At 54.5% G+C, this 14,247-nt stretch carries 13 protein-coding genes and 1 riboswitch; of the genes, 9 read left to right on the plus strand and 4 right to left on the minus strand.

Annotated features, from left to right (window positions below):
• The first annotated feature begins 4 nt into the window (after window positions 1-4).
• Window positions 5-610: a hypothetical protein gene (locus ACOTYB_RS03035; RefSeq protein ID WP_022651497.1), complete on the plus strand. Its 606-nt coding sequence runs from the start codon at window positions 5-7 to the stop codon at window positions 608-610.
• 170 nt (window positions 611-780) lie between these two features.
• On the plus strand, window positions 781-1,680 hold the full coding sequence (gene yegS / locus ACOTYB_RS03040) for a lipid kinase YegS (RefSeq protein ID WP_023324950.1): 900 nt from the start codon (window positions 781-783) through the stop codon (window positions 1,678-1,680).
• A gap of 57 nt (window positions 1,681-1,737) precedes the next feature.
• On the opposite strand, the gene fbaB is transcribed toward yegS, so the two are convergent.
• The gene (gene fbaB / locus ACOTYB_RS03045; protein WP_000129585.1) at window positions 1,738-2,790 is read right to left on the minus strand and encodes a class I fructose-bisphosphate aldolase; all 1,053 of its coding nucleotides are present in this window, start codon (window positions 2,788-2,790) and stop codon (window positions 1,738-1,740) included.
• Window positions 2,791-3,038: 248 nt separating this feature from the next.
• On the opposite strand from fbaB, the gene ACOTYB_RS03050 reads away from it, so the two are divergent.
• Genes ACOTYB_RS03050 through ACOTYB_RS03060 form a run of 3 tightly spaced genes read left to right on the plus strand, consistent with a single transcriptional unit; the run spans window position 3,039 to window position 6,267 of the window.
• Window positions 3,039-4,316: a nucleoside permease gene (locus ACOTYB_RS03050; RefSeq protein WP_003859236.1), complete on the plus strand. Its 1,278-nt coding sequence runs from the start codon at window positions 3,039-3,041 to the stop codon at window positions 4,314-4,316.
• Window positions 4,313-5,317: an ADP-ribosylglycohydrolase family protein gene (locus ACOTYB_RS03055; protein WP_220153216.1), complete on the plus strand. Its 1,005-nt coding sequence runs from the start codon at window positions 4,313-4,315 to the stop codon at window positions 5,315-5,317. The genes ACOTYB_RS03050 and ACOTYB_RS03055 overlap by 4 nt, the downstream gene beginning before the upstream one ends.
• Complete coding sequence (locus ACOTYB_RS03060; protein ID WP_058656755.1) at window positions 5,314-6,267, plus strand: PfkB family carbohydrate kinase; 954 nt, start codon at window positions 5,314-5,316, stop codon at window positions 6,265-6,267. Before ACOTYB_RS03055 ends, ACOTYB_RS03060 begins: the two co-directional genes overlap by 4 nt.
• On the opposite strand, the gene ACOTYB_RS03065 is transcribed toward ACOTYB_RS03060, so the two are convergent.
• The 3 genes from ACOTYB_RS03065 to thiM are packed head-to-tail and all read right to left on the minus strand — an operon-like array spanning window position 6,241 to window position 8,597.
• On the minus strand, window positions 6,241-6,987 hold the full coding sequence (locus tag ACOTYB_RS03065) for a GntR family transcriptional regulator (protein ID WP_058656756.1): 747 nt from the start codon (window positions 6,985-6,987) through the stop codon (window positions 6,241-6,243). The genes ACOTYB_RS03060 and ACOTYB_RS03065 overlap by 27 nt on opposite strands.
• Window positions 6,988-7,029: 42 nt before the next feature.
• The gene (gene thiD / locus ACOTYB_RS03070) at window positions 7,030-7,830 is read right to left on the minus strand and encodes a bifunctional hydroxymethylpyrimidine kinase/phosphomethylpyrimidine kinase (protein WP_003859244.1); all 801 of its coding nucleotides are present in this window, start codon (window positions 7,828-7,830) and stop codon (window positions 7,030-7,032) included.
• The gene (thiM, locus tag ACOTYB_RS03075) at window positions 7,827-8,597 is read right to left on the minus strand and encodes a hydroxyethylthiazole kinase (RefSeq protein ID WP_032609682.1); all 771 of its coding nucleotides are present in this window, start codon (window positions 8,595-8,597) and stop codon (window positions 7,827-7,829) included. The genes thiD and thiM overlap by 4 nt, the downstream gene beginning before the upstream one ends.
• Before the next feature lie 35 nt (window positions 8,598-8,632).
• Window positions 8,633-8,729, minus strand: a riboswitch (TPP riboswitch).
• A gap of 615 nt (window positions 8,730-9,344) precedes the next feature.
• Between thiM and ACOTYB_RS03080 the strand changes: the two genes are divergently transcribed.
• The 4 genes from ACOTYB_RS03080 to ACOTYB_RS03095 all read left to right on the plus strand — a co-directional run bounded on the left by ACOTYB_RS03080 (window position 9,345) and on the right by ACOTYB_RS03095 (window position 14,238).
• Window positions 9,345-10,436 carry a YadA-like family protein gene (locus ACOTYB_RS03080; protein WP_276523956.1) on the plus strand — a complete coding sequence of 364 codons (1,092 nt, stop codon included), beginning with the start codon at window positions 9,345-9,347 and terminating at the stop codon, window positions 10,434-10,436.
• Between the two features lie 185 nt (window positions 10,437-10,621).
• Entirely contained in the window at window positions 10,622-11,065 is a 444-nt protein-coding gene (locus ACOTYB_RS03085) for a hypothetical protein (protein ID WP_104469175.1), read from the plus strand.
• A gap of 311 nt (window positions 11,066-11,376) precedes the next feature.
• Window positions 11,377-12,753 carry a diaminobutyrate--2-oxoglutarate transaminase gene (locus tag ACOTYB_RS03090; protein ID WP_015572345.1) on the plus strand — a complete coding sequence of 459 codons (1,377 nt, stop codon included), beginning with the start codon at window positions 11,377-11,379 and terminating at the stop codon, window positions 12,751-12,753.
• An 18-nt stretch (window positions 12,754-12,771) separates the two neighbouring features.
• Window positions 12,772-14,238: a pyridoxal phosphate-dependent decarboxylase family protein gene (locus tag ACOTYB_RS03095; protein WP_023314529.1), complete on the plus strand. Its 1,467-nt coding sequence runs from the start codon at window positions 12,772-12,774 to the stop codon at window positions 14,236-14,238.
• Window positions 14,239-14,247: the final 9 nt, after the last annotated feature.

Raw genomic sequence — 14,247 nt, forward strand, 5'->3', positions numbered from 1 at the left:
GTCCATGATGAAATACATTAAAGATAGCCTTGCATTAAGTGCTTTGGTTAAAAGTAAAATGGCGACCGATGATCTCAACCAGCTTGAAACATTAAAAGAACAGTTAAAAGATCGGTTCGGCGTTCCTGTGGGCGTCCATATGACAGGAATTCCTTTGGCAGTGAGCACGTTACTGGCTATTTTTTGCTACGCCATGCTGCAAGTGTCCCTCTGGTTGTTGCTGTTTCGCTGGCTCGGCTTACCCGAATTTAAGGTTATGATGGGAGTATTCATTGCAGCGATTGTGTATTGTCTGGTAGTGATGAGCACGATGTTTCTGACTACACGAGGTTCTTTACCTGGATATAAACTGCATATTTTCGTCATTACGCTGACAGGCATAATGAGCATCATTTATTTCATCTGGACGGGGATTTCGCTTTTATTCGGCCCTGTTGAGAACTACACACCGCAAATAACCTCTTTGCTGGGGCTGGGATGTTTCTTTCTGAACATTATGTGGATGAATTCATCGATTTTTTACCGCTCCATTGCGCTAACGCTACATAATCGGGTCTGGCGTAAGCAGCTCAAAATCGAGGCAAGGCCAATGTCACACCTCAAACGTTGACCACAATAGTCAATTGAGCGGCAGTAGTATGCACTGTAAGCGCTACGGGGTTCTTTAGTCGATTTCAAAGCCCTTACGCGGGCTTATTTTTTGCCTTTCATCCTGTTCTTACCCGCTTTTTCCCTCTCTGGGATACACTCTTTCTATAGCTAAAAAAGGGAGCAACCCGGATGGCAACCTATCCAGACAGTTTATTAATTCTTAACGGCAAGAGTGCAGGCAACGATCTGTTGCGCCAGGCGATCACCGAATTGCGTGAAGATGGAGCATGCATTCACGTGCGCGTGACATTTGAAAAAGGCGATGCGGCGCGCTACATCGACGAGGGCATCAGATTAGGTGTTCAGACCATCATTTCCGGCGGCGGCGACGGAACAATCAACGAGATTGCTGGCGCGCTTATTGATCTCGACACAGCCCATCGCCCGGCGATGGGCATTTTACCGCTCGGTACCGCCAATGATTTTGCCACCAGCGCCGGTATTCCGGAGGATGTAGGCAAAGCACTGCAACTGGCTATCCTCGGGAAAGCTACCGCCGTCGATATTGCTCAGGTGAATGAAAAAACCTGCTTTATCAATATGGCGACGGGCGGTTTCGGCACCCGCATTACCAGCGAAACGCCGGAAAAACTGAAGGCCGCGCTGGGCGGCGTTTCGTATCTCATCCATGGCCTAATGCGCATGGACACCCTCAAGCCCGACAGCTGTGAAATTCACGGTGAGAACTTCCACTGGCAGGGCGACGCGCTGGTGATTGGTATCGGCAACGGGCGGCAGGCGGGGGGCGGTCAGCAGCTTTGCCCGGAAGCATTGATCAACGACGGTCAATTACAGCTGCGTATTTTTACCGGCGACGGGCTGCTGCCTGCGCTGTTTACGACGCTGACGCAGCCAGAGGAGAGCCCCAATATCATCGACGGGAAATCCGCGTGGTTTGAAGTGATCGCCCCACACGGCATGACCTTTAACCTCGACGGAGAGCCGCTCAGCGGCGAACGATTCCGCATTGAGGTCTTGCCCGGGGCGTTGCAGTGCCGATTGCCGCCGGACTGCGTGCTGTTGCGCTGATGTTTGACAGGGTGCGCGATAATGCCCTCTCCTTTGAGGGAGAGGGATACGGTGGCGTCAGGCAATCGTGACTTTACTGTCCAGATAGACATCCTGAACCGCATTAATCAGCTTCACGCCGTCGGCCATGGATTTTTTAAACGCCTTACGGCCCAGGATCAGCCCCATACCGCCCGCACGTTTGTTAATGACCGCCGTGCGCACCGCGTCGGTCAGGTCGGTTTCACCGCCTGCCGCACCGCCGGAGTTAATCAGCCCGGCGCGGCCCATGTAGCAGTTCGCCAGCTGGTAGCGCACCAGATCGATCGGGTTGTCGCTGGTCAGCTTGCTGTACACGCGGTCGTCGGTATAGCCAAAGTTCACCGCTTTATAGCCGCCGTTATTCTCGGCCATTTTCTGCTTCACGATGTCCGCGCCGATGGTTGCTGCCAGGTGGTTTGCCTGACCGGTCAGATCCGCTGATACGTGGTAATCCACGCCGTCTTTCTTGAATGACGCGTTACGCAGATAGGCCCACAGCACGGTTACCATGCCCAGCTCGTGGGCACGCTCGAACGCCGCGGAGATTTCTTCAATCTGACGTCGCGACTGTTCAGAGCCGAAATAGATGGTTGCCCCGACCGCCACCGCGCCCATGTTGAACGCCTGCTCGACGCTGGCGTACAGCGTCTGGTCATATTCGGTTGGGTAGCTCAGGGTTTCGTTGTGGTTCAGCTTGACGAGGAACGGAATGCGGTGAGCATAGCGGCGAGAAACGGAGGCCAGCACGCCATACGTCGATGCCACACAGTTACACCCTGCTTCAATCGCCAGCTCGACAATGTTTTTCGGGTCAAAGTAGAGCGGGTTAGCAGCAAACGACGCTCCCGCCGAGTGCTCTACGCCCTGGTCAACGGGCAGAATGGAGAGATAGCCGGTCCCGCCCAGACGGCCGGTATTGTAAAGCGTCTGCATGTTTCGCAGTACGGCAGGCGGACGGTTGTTGTCGACCATGACCCGGTCTACGTAATCATGGCCAGGCAGATAAAGCTGGTCGGCTGGAATGGTCATACAACGATGCTGTAAAAGGCTGTCGGCGTCTTTGCCAAGCAGCTGCGCAATATCAGTCATAGTGATGCTCCCGTAAGTCCGACATGATGTCGGAGCGTGTGATCCAAGCCCACGTTTTTGCAGGCAGAGTAAGCCTGGTACCGACTTAACCTATTTTCCACCATTTGCAACTTTTTTAAGCACAATCTGCTGGCTCGTTTCGTGTACAACATTTTTGTTACACTGATCAAACAATCGCCTTAAAGGTATTTAAAAGGTATTATCACATGGTATGTTACATGCGTACCTCTGACATGCAGGATTAAAAAATGAAAACGAAAGTCCAACTGTCATTCATGATGTTCGTTGAATGGTTTATCTGGGGCGCATGGTTTGTGCCGCTGTGGCTGTGGCTGAGTAAGAGCGGGTTTACCGCCGGGGAAATTGGCTGGTCGTATGCCTGTACCGCGATTGCCGCGATCCTCTCTCCTATCCTGGTCGGCTCGCTGACGGACCGTTTCTTCGCCGCCCAGAAAGTGCTGGCCGTGCTGATGTTCGCTGGCGCGATTCTGATGTATTTCGCAGCACAGCAAACCCAGTTCAGCACCTTCTTCCCGCTGCTGCTGGCCTACTCCCTGACCTATATGCCGACCATCGCGCTGACCAACAGCATCGCCTTCGCAAACGTCGATGACGTAGAGGCTGATTTCCCGCGCATCCGCGTGATGGGCACCATCGGCTGGATTGCCTCCGGCCTGGCGTGCGGCTTCCTGCCGCAGATGATGGGCTATAGCGACATCTCTGACACCAATATTCCGCTGCTAATGACCGCTGCCAGCTCCCTTCTGCTCGGCGTCTTCGCGTTGTTCCTGCCGAATACCCCGCCGAAGAGTACCGGCAAGCTGGATTTCAAAGTGATGCTGGGGCTGGATGCGCTGATCCTGCTGCGCGATAAAAACTTTCTGGTGTTCTTCTTCTGCTCGTTCCTGTTCGCCATGCCGCTGGCCTTCTACTACATCTTTGCCAACGGCTATCTCACCGAAGTGGGGATGAAAAACGCCACCGGCTGGATGACCCTCGGCCAGTTCTCTGAAATCTTCTTCATGCTCGCTCTGCCGTTCTTTACCAAACGCTTTGGTATTAAGAAGGTCTTGCTGCTGGGCCTGATCACCGCCGCCATTCGCTACGGTTTCTTTGTTTACGGCGGCGCCGAGCAATACTTCACCTACGCCCTGCTGTTCCTCGGCATTCTGCTGCACGGCGTAAGCTATGACTTCTATTACGTCACCGCGTACATCTACGTGGATAAAAAAGCGCCCGTGCATATGCGCAACGCGGCGCAGGGCTTGATCACGCTGTGCTGTCAGGGCTTTGGTAGCCTGCTGGGTTACCGTCTCGGCGGCGTGATGATGGAAAAAATGTTCGCATATAAAGAGCCGGTGAATGGGCTGACCTTCAACTGGGCCGGAATGTGGACGTTTGGTGCAATCATGATTGTGGTGATTGCCGTGCTGTTTATGCTGTTTTTCCGCGAATCGGATAAAGAGATCACCGCAATTGAGGTGGTTGATGGCGATACCGCGCTGACACGAGGGGAAGTTAAATGAAACAAGACCGTATTCTCGGTGCTCTTTACGGGCAGGCGTTAGGGGATGCGATGGGAATGCCGTCGGAGCTGTGGCCGCGCAAGCGGGTGAAAGCGCACTTCGGCTGGATCGACCGTTTCTTACCCGGCCCGGCTGAGAATAATGCCGCCTGTTACTTTAAGCAGGCCGAATTTACGGATGATACGTCGATGGCGCTGTGCCTGGCCGATGCGATTATCGAATGCGACGGGGAAATTAACCCTGACGTTATCGGTAAGCATATTCTGGACTGGGCGCTGGATTTTGACGCGTTCAATAAGAATGTGCTCGGCCCGACCTCCAAAATTGCCCTGAACGCCATCCGTGACGGCAAGCCGGTGAGCCAGCTGGAGAACAACGGCGTCACCAACGGGGCGGCGATGCGCGCCTCCCCGCTGGGATGCCTGCTGCCGGCCACGCGTCTGGCGCACTTTGTGGAACAGGTTGCGTTAGCCTCCAGCCCGACCCATAAATCGGATCTCGCCATCGCCGGTGCGGTGGTGATCGCCTGGGCGGTTTCACGCGCTATCGACGGCGAGCGCTGGCAGAACATCGCCGATGCCCTGCCGGGTATTGCCCGTGCGGCACAGGAGGCGAAAACGACCACCTTCAGCGCATCGCTTTCCGCTCGTATTGAGCTGGCCCTGAAAACCGTGCGCGAAGCCAACGGTACCGAGTCCGCCAGCGAGCAGATCTATCAGCTTATTGGCGCGGGCACGAGCACCCTTGAGTCCGTTCCGGCGGCGATTGCGATGGTCGAACTCGCGGGCACCGATCCGAACCGCTGCGCGGTGTTATGCGCCAACCTGGGCGGTGATACTGACACTATCGGCGCGATGGCAACGGCCATCTGCGGTGCGCTGCACGGTGTACAGGCCATTGATCCGGCACTCAAAAACGAACTTGATGCCGTAAACCGGCTCGATTTCGGCCACTACTGTGAAAAACTGCTGCACTTCCGGGAGCACAGGGAGGGCGTATGAGTGCTTTTGCCCGCCGTCTCGAAACCCTTCACGCCACGCGTCCCGTAACGGTGCTCGGCGCGGCGGTCATCGACGTGATTGCCGACGCCTACGCCCTGCCCTGGCGCGGGTGTGATATCGAACTGAAGCAACAGGGAGTGAATATTGGCGGCTGCGCGCTGAATATTGCCATCGCCCTGAAGCGGCTCGGCATTGCTGCACAAAACGCGCTTCCTGTCGGCCACGGCGTGTGGGCCGATATTATCCGTAACGCCATGGCGAAGCAGGATCTGCACAGCGCCGTGGAAGCGGAAACGGGCGATAACGGCTGGTGCCTGGCGCTGGTGGAGCCTGACGGTGAACGGACCTTTATGTCGTTCAGCGGCGTGGAGAATCAGTGGCAGCAGCGCTGGCTGGACGGGTTAAGCGTGCCGGCAGGGAGCCTGATCTCTTTGTCCGGCTACCAGCTGGCGTCCCCCAGCGGTGAGCTGCTGACGGCCTGGCTGGAAAGTCTTCAGGATGCGACGCTCTTTATCGATTTCGGTCCGCGCATCGCGGATATTCCCGACCCGCTGATGGCAAGGATTATGGCCTGCAAACCGATGGTCTCGCTTAATCGTCAGGAGGCGGAACTTGCCGCAGAATGGCTTGGCGTAAGCGTGGAAGAGCTCGGCACACGGTGGCAGCAGAGGTTTGGCGCTGCGCTGATCATACGCCATGATAAAGACGGGGCGGTCTGGTATGACGGTGACGCTTCCGGACACGTTCCGGCGTTTCCTGCTACCGTGGTCGATACCATCGGCGCGGGTGACAGCCATGCGGGAGGTACCCTTGCCGGTCTGGCCGCGGGATGGTCACTGCCAGAGGCGGTGCAGCTTGGCAATGCCGTAGCCGCCTGGGTAGTCAGCCATCGCGGTGGCGACTGCGCCCCCACGCGCGAGGCCCTACTCCTCGCACACAAAGACGTATAGGTCGCTGCGGCAGTAGCTGATGCTGTACTCAATTGGCCGGTGCTGTTGATCGAGCGCGACTTGCTTGATCACCAGCACCGGTATCTTATCGTCCATCTTGATATGCGCCTGAAACTCGCTGTCCGGCATCCGGGCGCTGACGCGGGACCGGGTGCACTGCGGAAAGATATTCTGGCTGCGGAAGTAATCATAAAGCGAGACGCCAATGTCGTCCGGGTTGGGAATTAATCCTACTGGTACCCAGGACTCCTCTATCGATACTGCATCGTCATCCACATAGCGGATGCGCTTAAGCAGAAATACATCACTGTCTGGCGCAAGGGAAAGGTGGCGGGCGATCTCCTCCGGACATTTCACGACGCGTTTATTAACCCACAGCGTGTTGGGCGTTTTGCCCCGCAGCACCACCTGCTGAGAAAACCCGCGCGCCTCTTTTAGCGAATATTCAAAGATATTGTTGATTTGCGTCCCGTATCCACGCGCGCGGGTGACGACGCCAGCCTCTTCCAGCGCCTGCATCGCTTTACGCACCGTAATGCGCGACACACCGGCAAGCTGGCTCAGATCGCGCTCGCCAGGCAAAATATTACCGTGCGCGAGCACGCCGCTGCGTACCGCGTTTTTAACCGTTTCGGCAAATTTCAGATACAGCGGCGTGTTGTCCGGTGCGGCAATTCGTTCCTTGAGTTGAGCAATTAACCGGGTATGCGCTTGTTCCATCTCTGTTTTTCTCTGGCATAAGGTTTTATGCCAGTATACGGCTTACCACCATGCATGAAAATGGTGAACCGGCCCAATACCGTGACCCACTTCCAGAGAATCGGCTTTTGCCAGCGCGTCCGAGAGCCAGATCTTCGCCTCCTGTACCGTATCCGCCCAGTTCGCGTTTCGGGGACGCAGCGCCGCCAGCGCCGCCGAGAGCGTACAGCCCGTGCCGTGGGTGTTTTTGGTCTGTACGCGCGGGGCGGTGAAACGTTGCGCGCCATCGTGGGTGAAGAGCCAGTCCGGGCTTTCTGCATCATCGAGATGACCGCCTTTCATCAGTACCGCGCGACACCCCATCGCCAGCAGCGCATTGCCCTGCTCTTTCATTTCACGTTCGTTTTGCGCGTGTGGCGCATCCAGCAGCGCGGCGGCCTCAGGCAGGTTTGGCGTGATCAGCGCCACCTGCGGCAGCAGCTTTTTACGCAGGGTGTCGACGGCCGAGGCGGAGAGCAGCGGATCGCCGCTTTTGGCCAGCATCACGGTATCGAGCACCACGTTTTTTATCTGATAACGTTTGAGACGTTCCGCGACCGCTTCAACAATGTCCGCCTCTGCGAGCATGCCAATTTTGGTGGTGTCGATACGTACATCGCTGAATACCGAATCCAGCTGTGCGGCGACAAAATCCGGCTCAATGCGATACACCGACTGTACACCGCGCGTGTTTTGCGCCACCAGCGCGGTGATAACCGAACATCCGTAAGCGCCGAGCGCGGAGAAGGTTTTCAGGTCTGCCTGGATCCCCGCTCCGCCGCTGGGATCGGTTCCCGCAATAGTCAGGGCATTTATGCGTGTCATACCTGTTCCTCCAGCGCGTAAAGCGCGTCCAGAAACGCGGAGGAAAAGCTGCCGGGCCCCCGGCTTTGAGTCAGGGCAACTGACCCTGCGCGCTTCATAAAGCCGCAGGCAGCCGTCGCGTTATCAAGCCTGTCGCCAGGCAGCGAGCAGCAGGCGGCGACGACCGCCGAGAGCGCACAGCCAGTTCCTACCACGCGGGTCATCAGCAGGTCGCCGCCCGCGACCGTACGGGTTCGCTGACCATCAGTGATGTGATCCACTTCTCCTGTGACGACCACAACGGCATGGGTCTGACGGGCGAGCGTCTGCGCAGCGGTCAACGCGCTCGCTGCCGTATCGGTGGAATCAACCCCCCGCCCGCCCGCACTCATTCCGGCAAGGGCGAGGATTTCGGAGGCGTTTCCACGAATGGCCGCAGGTTTAAGGGATAATATTTGCTGGCAAAAACGGGTGCGGAACGCCAGCGCGCCAACCGCAACCGGATCCAGAACCCAGGGTGTGCCCGCGGCTACAGCGCTCTCAATAGCCCGACGCATCGACTGGGCGCGCGGTGCGGTGAGTGTACCCACGTTGATGAGCAGAGCATCGGCAAGCGCGGCAAACTGTTCCGCTTCCTCGGCTTCGATCACCATTGCCGGGGAAGCGCCCAGCGCGAGCAGCACGTTGGCGGTGAAGGTCTGCACGACATCGTTGGTCATACAGTGCGTGAGCGGGGAACGGGTTCGGAATTGATGTAAAACGTGTGAGTCGAGCAGGTCAGGCTGCATGGTTTCGCTCCTGCCGTGCGTGAAGAAGCGATGACCGGGTAGGCATCTGACTTCCCTACGCTGGCATTATCCAGATCAGGTAATACGGGTATTTCTCAGCCTTCACAAAGAAGGGCACCCCGAGTCAAATTGCTTATAAAACAGTTACTTACAAAATGGCATTTCGTAGTCATGTAGTGTAACCGGGGGGTAACCCGGGTGCAAGGAGTTTTGGGCTGTCCGTTAACCCCCTGTAACGAACAATAAACGACAAGATATTAACTACGCTCAATATGTATACATTATTGTTCAGTTAATTATCCCGCCATATTTGTTAAGAACTCATTAAATATAATATTCACTTTCTGTGCTGAGAAATTTTATTTTTATCCATAATGACTCACCGGGAGTGATTTTATAAGACAGCCCACCTGCTTTCGTATGAAATAAACTCAGGCATCAATGTAAACATTTATTTTGCAGAAATTTATTTCTGTCAATTACTTAATCTGACCCTCTCATTTCCCTCGTCATTTTCACTTTAATGTTTACATTAATAACAACCGCAAAATGACTTTTACGCCCTCGGAACTATTCATAGTATTTATGACTTAGATCAACATCATTGATCTGCGTTTAATTGATAGTTCACTCGCGTTACTAAATAAGATTTAGACAACCTTCAACCGTTTTTTAAATCCAAAAAATAAAGCTGTTCAGCTTCAGTATTTTCGATAATTAATGATGTGAGCTTTTTAAATGAAATCTATGAATAAAAACTTTACTGCTATTTTTGTAATGGGCATTGTCTTAGCGGGTACAATGAGCCAGGCTGAAGCCGCGAATACGGTTTGGGACGATCAGCAAATCACTAATATTGTAAATGACCATCAAGATCAAATTACACAAAACAACGCTGATAGTATTAACCGTGATAGCGCAACGGATAACCGCTTAACGCAGGTTAACAACGACCTTCAGTCCACAAAACTGGGCGTGTTAGTCGTGGATAAAATGGCTAACGACGCACATCAGAAAGCGTTGCTTGCTGGCGCACTTGCCGATACCGCCAGTCTGAAAAGTGAGACGGCCTTACAGGGTGTGGCGACTAACGGCACAGCCATTATCAACCTTCAACACGTCGATAATATTCAGGATAGCCGCCTTACTGCTCTCGAAAATGCACCTAAACCCATCAACGGTGCAGATGGAGCGAAAGGTGATAAAGGGGATACCGGTGCGACTGGCGCAAAGGGTGATAAAGGGGATACCGGCGCGACTGGCGCAAAGGGCGATAAAGGGGATACCGGTGTAACTGGCGCGAAGGGTGAAAAAGGCGATGCTGGCGCGACAGGTATGAAAGGTGATAAGGGTGATACTGGCGCACAAGGCATTGCGGGAAGAAACGGTCGCGACGGTGCAGACGGTCATAACGGTAAAGATGGTGTGACAACCACCGTGACACAACGACAGCTGGATACAGCTACCCAGGCGAAGGTCGCTAAAAATAGCCTGGCTGTTACTGCCGCCACGCAGGATCTGCAAGCCACCAGGCAGTCATTACAGGCAATGAATACTAACACCAGCCAGCAATTTAAATCTCTGCGTGATGAAGTGGACAATAATAAGAAGCAGGCTAATGCCGGTATTTCAGGGGCGATGGCGATGGCGGGTTTGCCACAAGTGCAAACCAATCAGCGCGTCATGTTCTCTGCTGGTGGTGCGACTTACAACGGTGAGAGCGCGCTTGCTGTCGGTGCGTCCGTTAACTTTAATTCCCATGTCATCGCGAAAGTGAGCTTCTCAGATGACACTGCGAATAATATGGGCGCTTCGGTTGGGATTGGTATGGGCTTTTAAAGCGTAAAACAATCGTCGGGACAAGTATAAAACCTCATTTTAACGGATGAGCATTTCGTTGATACAAAAAGATGTCTAAATATATTTTTATTTCGGTAGCCCTGTACCTAATGCTGATTTCGGTCGGGATCTGGATCGGCGTGATGTATGTCTCCTGGTATTTGTGTCGTTTTTAAGGCAATAAAATGAAAAAATTAATGATGTTAGTCATAAGTGGTACCGTGCTTGCAGGTTGTGTCTCGCCTGCGCACGCCATAAACGCCCATTATCGCGCTCAATTAGAACGTTCGGGATGCACGCAAATTAGCGCTGGCAATGGCTCTTGCGATGTCAGCAAAACCAAAGCGGAAAACACGGCACAACACGAACCAACGGCATCCGTTCACGATCCCCTGCGTGAAGCCTCGTTCTCGTCGGATACGGTTAACGCCACGCTTTCTAACGGCTTTTTTAGCGCTACCGTGAACGGCAAAAAAGCCAGCGTTAAACGTCTGAATGCGAATTTCTATGAGATCCATGGTAACGGTTTTGTGATATCGATAAGCCTGGATGAAAACGGTATTACGGACGCGTCATGGAATAAAACGAAGGGACGCGAACACGGCATTTTACGCGTTAGTCAGAAATAAACAGCGTAAGGAGGCTCTCTGCCTCCTTTTCGCCTGCCAATCGCACGATTTGTCACACTCTTTTGTCTGATTTTACAATGCTGACAAATCATACGTAAGCTGCTGTTTTTATTTAGCATAAAGTGCAATCTTCCCCATACAAACGGCGTTCTTCCCTGCCCTGTGCCCTGTGTCACAAAACAGTAAACAAATTAACCATTGAGCCCGGTGACAAAAGGCTCTATATTGGCGGCGTTTTTTTCAGGCCCCATCTGTTTTTTAACTTTTTATTCAATCGTGGCTCATAACGAAGCGGCGGTTGTAGGAGTGATATGATGACGGATAAAGTCCGTATTGACACCGTAGATGCCCACAAAAGCAACGAAACCTATCTGGCCCGTCAGGCCGAATTTGAATCTAACGTCAGGAGTTATCCGCGCAAACTGCCTTTAGCGATCACAAAAGCAGAAGGCGTGTGGATCACCGATGCAGATAATAAAGAATACCTTGACTGTTTAGCAGGCGCAGGCACCCTCGCGCTTGGACACAATCATCCTGATGTGCTGAAAAGCATCCAAAATGTCATTACCAGCGGCTTGCCGTTACATACCCTGGATCTGACCACGCCGCTGAAAGACGCGTTTTCAGAATACCTTCTCTCTCTGTTGCCTGGTCAGGGCAAAGAGTACTGCCTGCAATTTACTGGCCCGTCCGGGGCTGACGCCGTTGAAGCGGCGCTGAAGCTGGCGAAAAAAGTGACCGGTCGTAGCGGTATCATCAGTTTCTCTGGTGGTTACCACGGTATGACCCACGGCGCACTGTCCGTCACCGGCAACCTGTCTCCTAAAGAAGCGGTTGACGGTATGATGCCAGAAGTCCAGTTCATGCCTTACCCACACGAGTACCGTTGCCCACTGGGTATCGGTGGTGAAGCGGGCGTGAAGGCGCTGACCTACTACTTCGAAAATCTGATTAACGACGTTGAAAGCGGCGTGCGTAAACCTGCCGCGGTGATCCTCGAAGCCGTTCAGGGTGAAGGCGGCGTGAACCCGGCGCCTGTTGAGTGGTTGCAGCGCATCCGTAAAGTCACTCAGGAACACGGTATCCTGCTGATCCTCGACGAAGTCCAGGCTGGCTTTGCCCGTACCGGTAAATTCTTTGCCTTCGAACACGCAGGTATCGAGCCAGACATCATCGTGATGTCTAAAGCAGTCGGTGGCGGTCTGCCGCTGGCCGTGCTCGGTATCAAAAAGCAGTTCGATGCATGGGCGCCAGGCCACCATACCGGTACCTTCCGCGGCAACCAGCTGGCGATGGCAACCGGTCTGACGACGCTGAAGATCCTGAAAGACCAGAATATCGCGGGCAAAGTGGCCGCACAGGGCGAATGGCTGAAAGGCCAGCTGAAAGAGATGGCGAAACGCTATCCGGTTATCGGTCACGTTCGCGGCCTGGGCATGATGATCGGTATTGAGATCGTTAAGCCGCACGAAGCCGCTGACCACATGGGTTGCTTCCCGGGCGACGGCGAGCTGTCTGCACTGATTCAGAAGAAGTGCTTCGAAGCAGGCTTGATTCTGGAGCGTGGCGGCCGTAACGGTATCGTTCTGCGTCTGCTGCCTTCTCTGCTGATCAGCGATGACGAGCTGAAAGTCTTCCTGGATAAATTCGAGCAGGCACTGCTTGCTGCGGGCGTTAGCCCGGCGTAACCGGAGTTATTGATTACGATGTCTGATTCAAACCCAATTTTGTTCTCCTCTGCGCAGAGCATTGAAGCTTACCAGCAGGCGATTGAACAAAGCACTCAGGCTGTGATGCAGTGGCTGAAACAGCCTGAGATGTACCAGGGCAAAACGGTCGCGGAGCTGCGCGACCGTATTAAGCTGGATTTCAACCCGAAAGGGCTGGGTAACGAAGCGGCGATTGAACGCGCCGTGGAGTTCTTCCTGAAAGACAGCTTGTCCGTTCATCACCCGCAGTGTGTGGCGCACCTGCACTGCCCAAGCCTGGTGGTTAGCCAGGCGGCGGAAGTACTGATTAACGCCACCAACCAGAGTATGGACTCCTGGGATCAAAGCCCGTCCGCAACCATCATCGAGATCAAACTGATCGAGTGGCTGCGTACCCGCGTGGGTTATCAGGCTGGCGACGCAGGCGTCTTCACCAGCGGCGGTACCCAGAGTAACCTCATGGGGCTGATGCTGGCGCGTGACGCGTTCTTTGCGCGTCAGGGCCACTCGGTTCAGCAGGACGGTCTGACAGGCGATCTGCGTAAGATCCGCGTGCTGTGCTCGGAAAACGCACACTTCTCCGTGCAGAAAAACATGGCGCTGATGGGTCTGGGCTACCAGTCCGTGGTGCAGGTGAAAACGGACGAATTTTCCCGCATGGATCTCACCGATCTGGCGGCGAAAATCGAACAGTGCAACGCGAACGGCGAGCAGATCCTGGCGATTGTGGCCACGGCCGGTACGACCGATGCGGGTGCTATCGATCCGCTGCGTGCTATTGCTGAGCTGGCTGCGAAACACAATATCTGGGTGCACGTTGATGCGGCCTGGGGCGGCGCGCTGCTGATGTCTGAGCAGTATCGTCACTACCTGGACGGTATCGAGCTGGTGGATTCCGTCACCCTGGACTTCCACAAGCAGTTCTTCCAGACCATCAGCTGCGGTGCGTTCCTGCTGAAAGAAGCGCGTCACTATGAGCTAATGCGCTATCAGGCGGCCTATCTGAACTCTGAGTTCGATGAAGAAGCGGGTGTACCTAACCTGGTCTCCAAATCTCTGCAAACCACGCGCCGTTTCGACGCGCTGAAACTGTGGATGAGCCTGGAAGCGCTGGGTCAGGAGCAATACGCGGCAATCATCGATCACGGCGTGACGCTGGCACAGCAGGTTGCGGCTTACGTGAAAGAGCAGTCTGCTCTGGAACTGGTGATGCAACCCCAGCTGGCAAGCGTGCTGTTCCGCTTCCGTCCGCAGGCGCAAATGGATGACGCCGGTATTGCCCTGCTGAACCAGAAAATTGGCGATGCGCTGCTGGAGTCTGGCCGTGCAAACGTCGGTGTGACCGAGCATAACGGTATCACCTGCCTGAAGCTGACTCTGCTGAACCCAACCGTGACGCTGGAGGATGTTAAAGTCCTGCTGTCTCTGGTTGAGCGTACCGCGCAGGAAGTGATGGCGAAGTAATGCTTATCC

The sequence above is a fragment of the Enterobacter cloacae complex sp. IR5450 genome, assembly GCF_049238665.1.
Taxonomy (GTDB): Bacteria; Pseudomonadota; Gammaproteobacteria; order Enterobacterales; family Enterobacteriaceae; genus Enterobacter; species Enterobacter hormaechei_C.

What these genes read in the sequence shown, in the direction of transcription:
- ACOTYB_RS03090 (WP_015572345.1), top strand. Translation starts at nt 11,377, where the DNA reads ATGATGACGGATAAAGTCCGTATTGACACCGTAGATGCCCACAAAAGC.
- ACOTYB_RS03085 (WP_104469175.1), top strand. Translation starts at nt 10,622, where the DNA reads ATGAAAAAATTAATGATGTTAGTCATAAGTGGTACCGTGCTTGCAGGT.
- ACOTYB_RS03035 (WP_022651497.1), top strand. Translation starts at nt 5, where the DNA reads ATGATGAAATACATTAAAGATAGCCTTGCATTAAGTGCTTTGGTTAAA.
- thiM (WP_032609682.1), bottom strand. Translation starts at nt 8,597, where the DNA reads ATGCAGCCTGACCTGCTCGACTCACACGTTTTACATCAATTCCGAACC.
- fbaB (WP_000129585.1), bottom strand. Translation starts at nt 2,790, where the DNA reads ATGACTGATATTGCGCAGCTGCTTGGCAAAGACGCCGACAGCCTTTTA.
- yegS (WP_023324950.1), top strand. Translation starts at nt 781, where the DNA reads ATGGCAACCTATCCAGACAGTTTATTAATTCTTAACGGCAAGAGTGCA.
- ACOTYB_RS03095 (WP_023314529.1), top strand. Translation starts at nt 12,772, where the DNA reads ATGTCTGATTCAAACCCAATTTTGTTCTCCTCTGCGCAGAGCATTGAA.
- ACOTYB_RS03080 (WP_276523956.1), top strand. Translation starts at nt 9,345, where the DNA reads ATGAATAAAAACTTTACTGCTATTTTTGTAATGGGCATTGTCTTAGCG.
- ACOTYB_RS03065 (WP_058656756.1), bottom strand. Translation starts at nt 6,987, where the DNA reads ATGGAACAAGCGCATACCCGGTTAATTGCTCAACTCAAGGAACGAATT.
- thiD (WP_003859244.1), bottom strand. Translation starts at nt 7,830, where the DNA reads ATGACACGCATAAATGCCCTGACTATTGCGGGAACCGATCCCAGCGGC.
- ACOTYB_RS03055 (WP_220153216.1), top strand. Translation starts at nt 4,313, where the DNA reads ATGAAACAAGACCGTATTCTCGGTGCTCTTTACGGGCAGGCGTTAGGG.
- ACOTYB_RS03050 (WP_003859236.1), top strand. Translation starts at nt 3,039, where the DNA reads ATGAAAACGAAAGTCCAACTGTCATTCATGATGTTCGTTGAATGGTTT.
- ACOTYB_RS03060 (WP_058656755.1), top strand. Translation starts at nt 5,314, where the DNA reads ATGAGTGCTTTTGCCCGCCGTCTCGAAACCCTTCACGCCACGCGTCCC.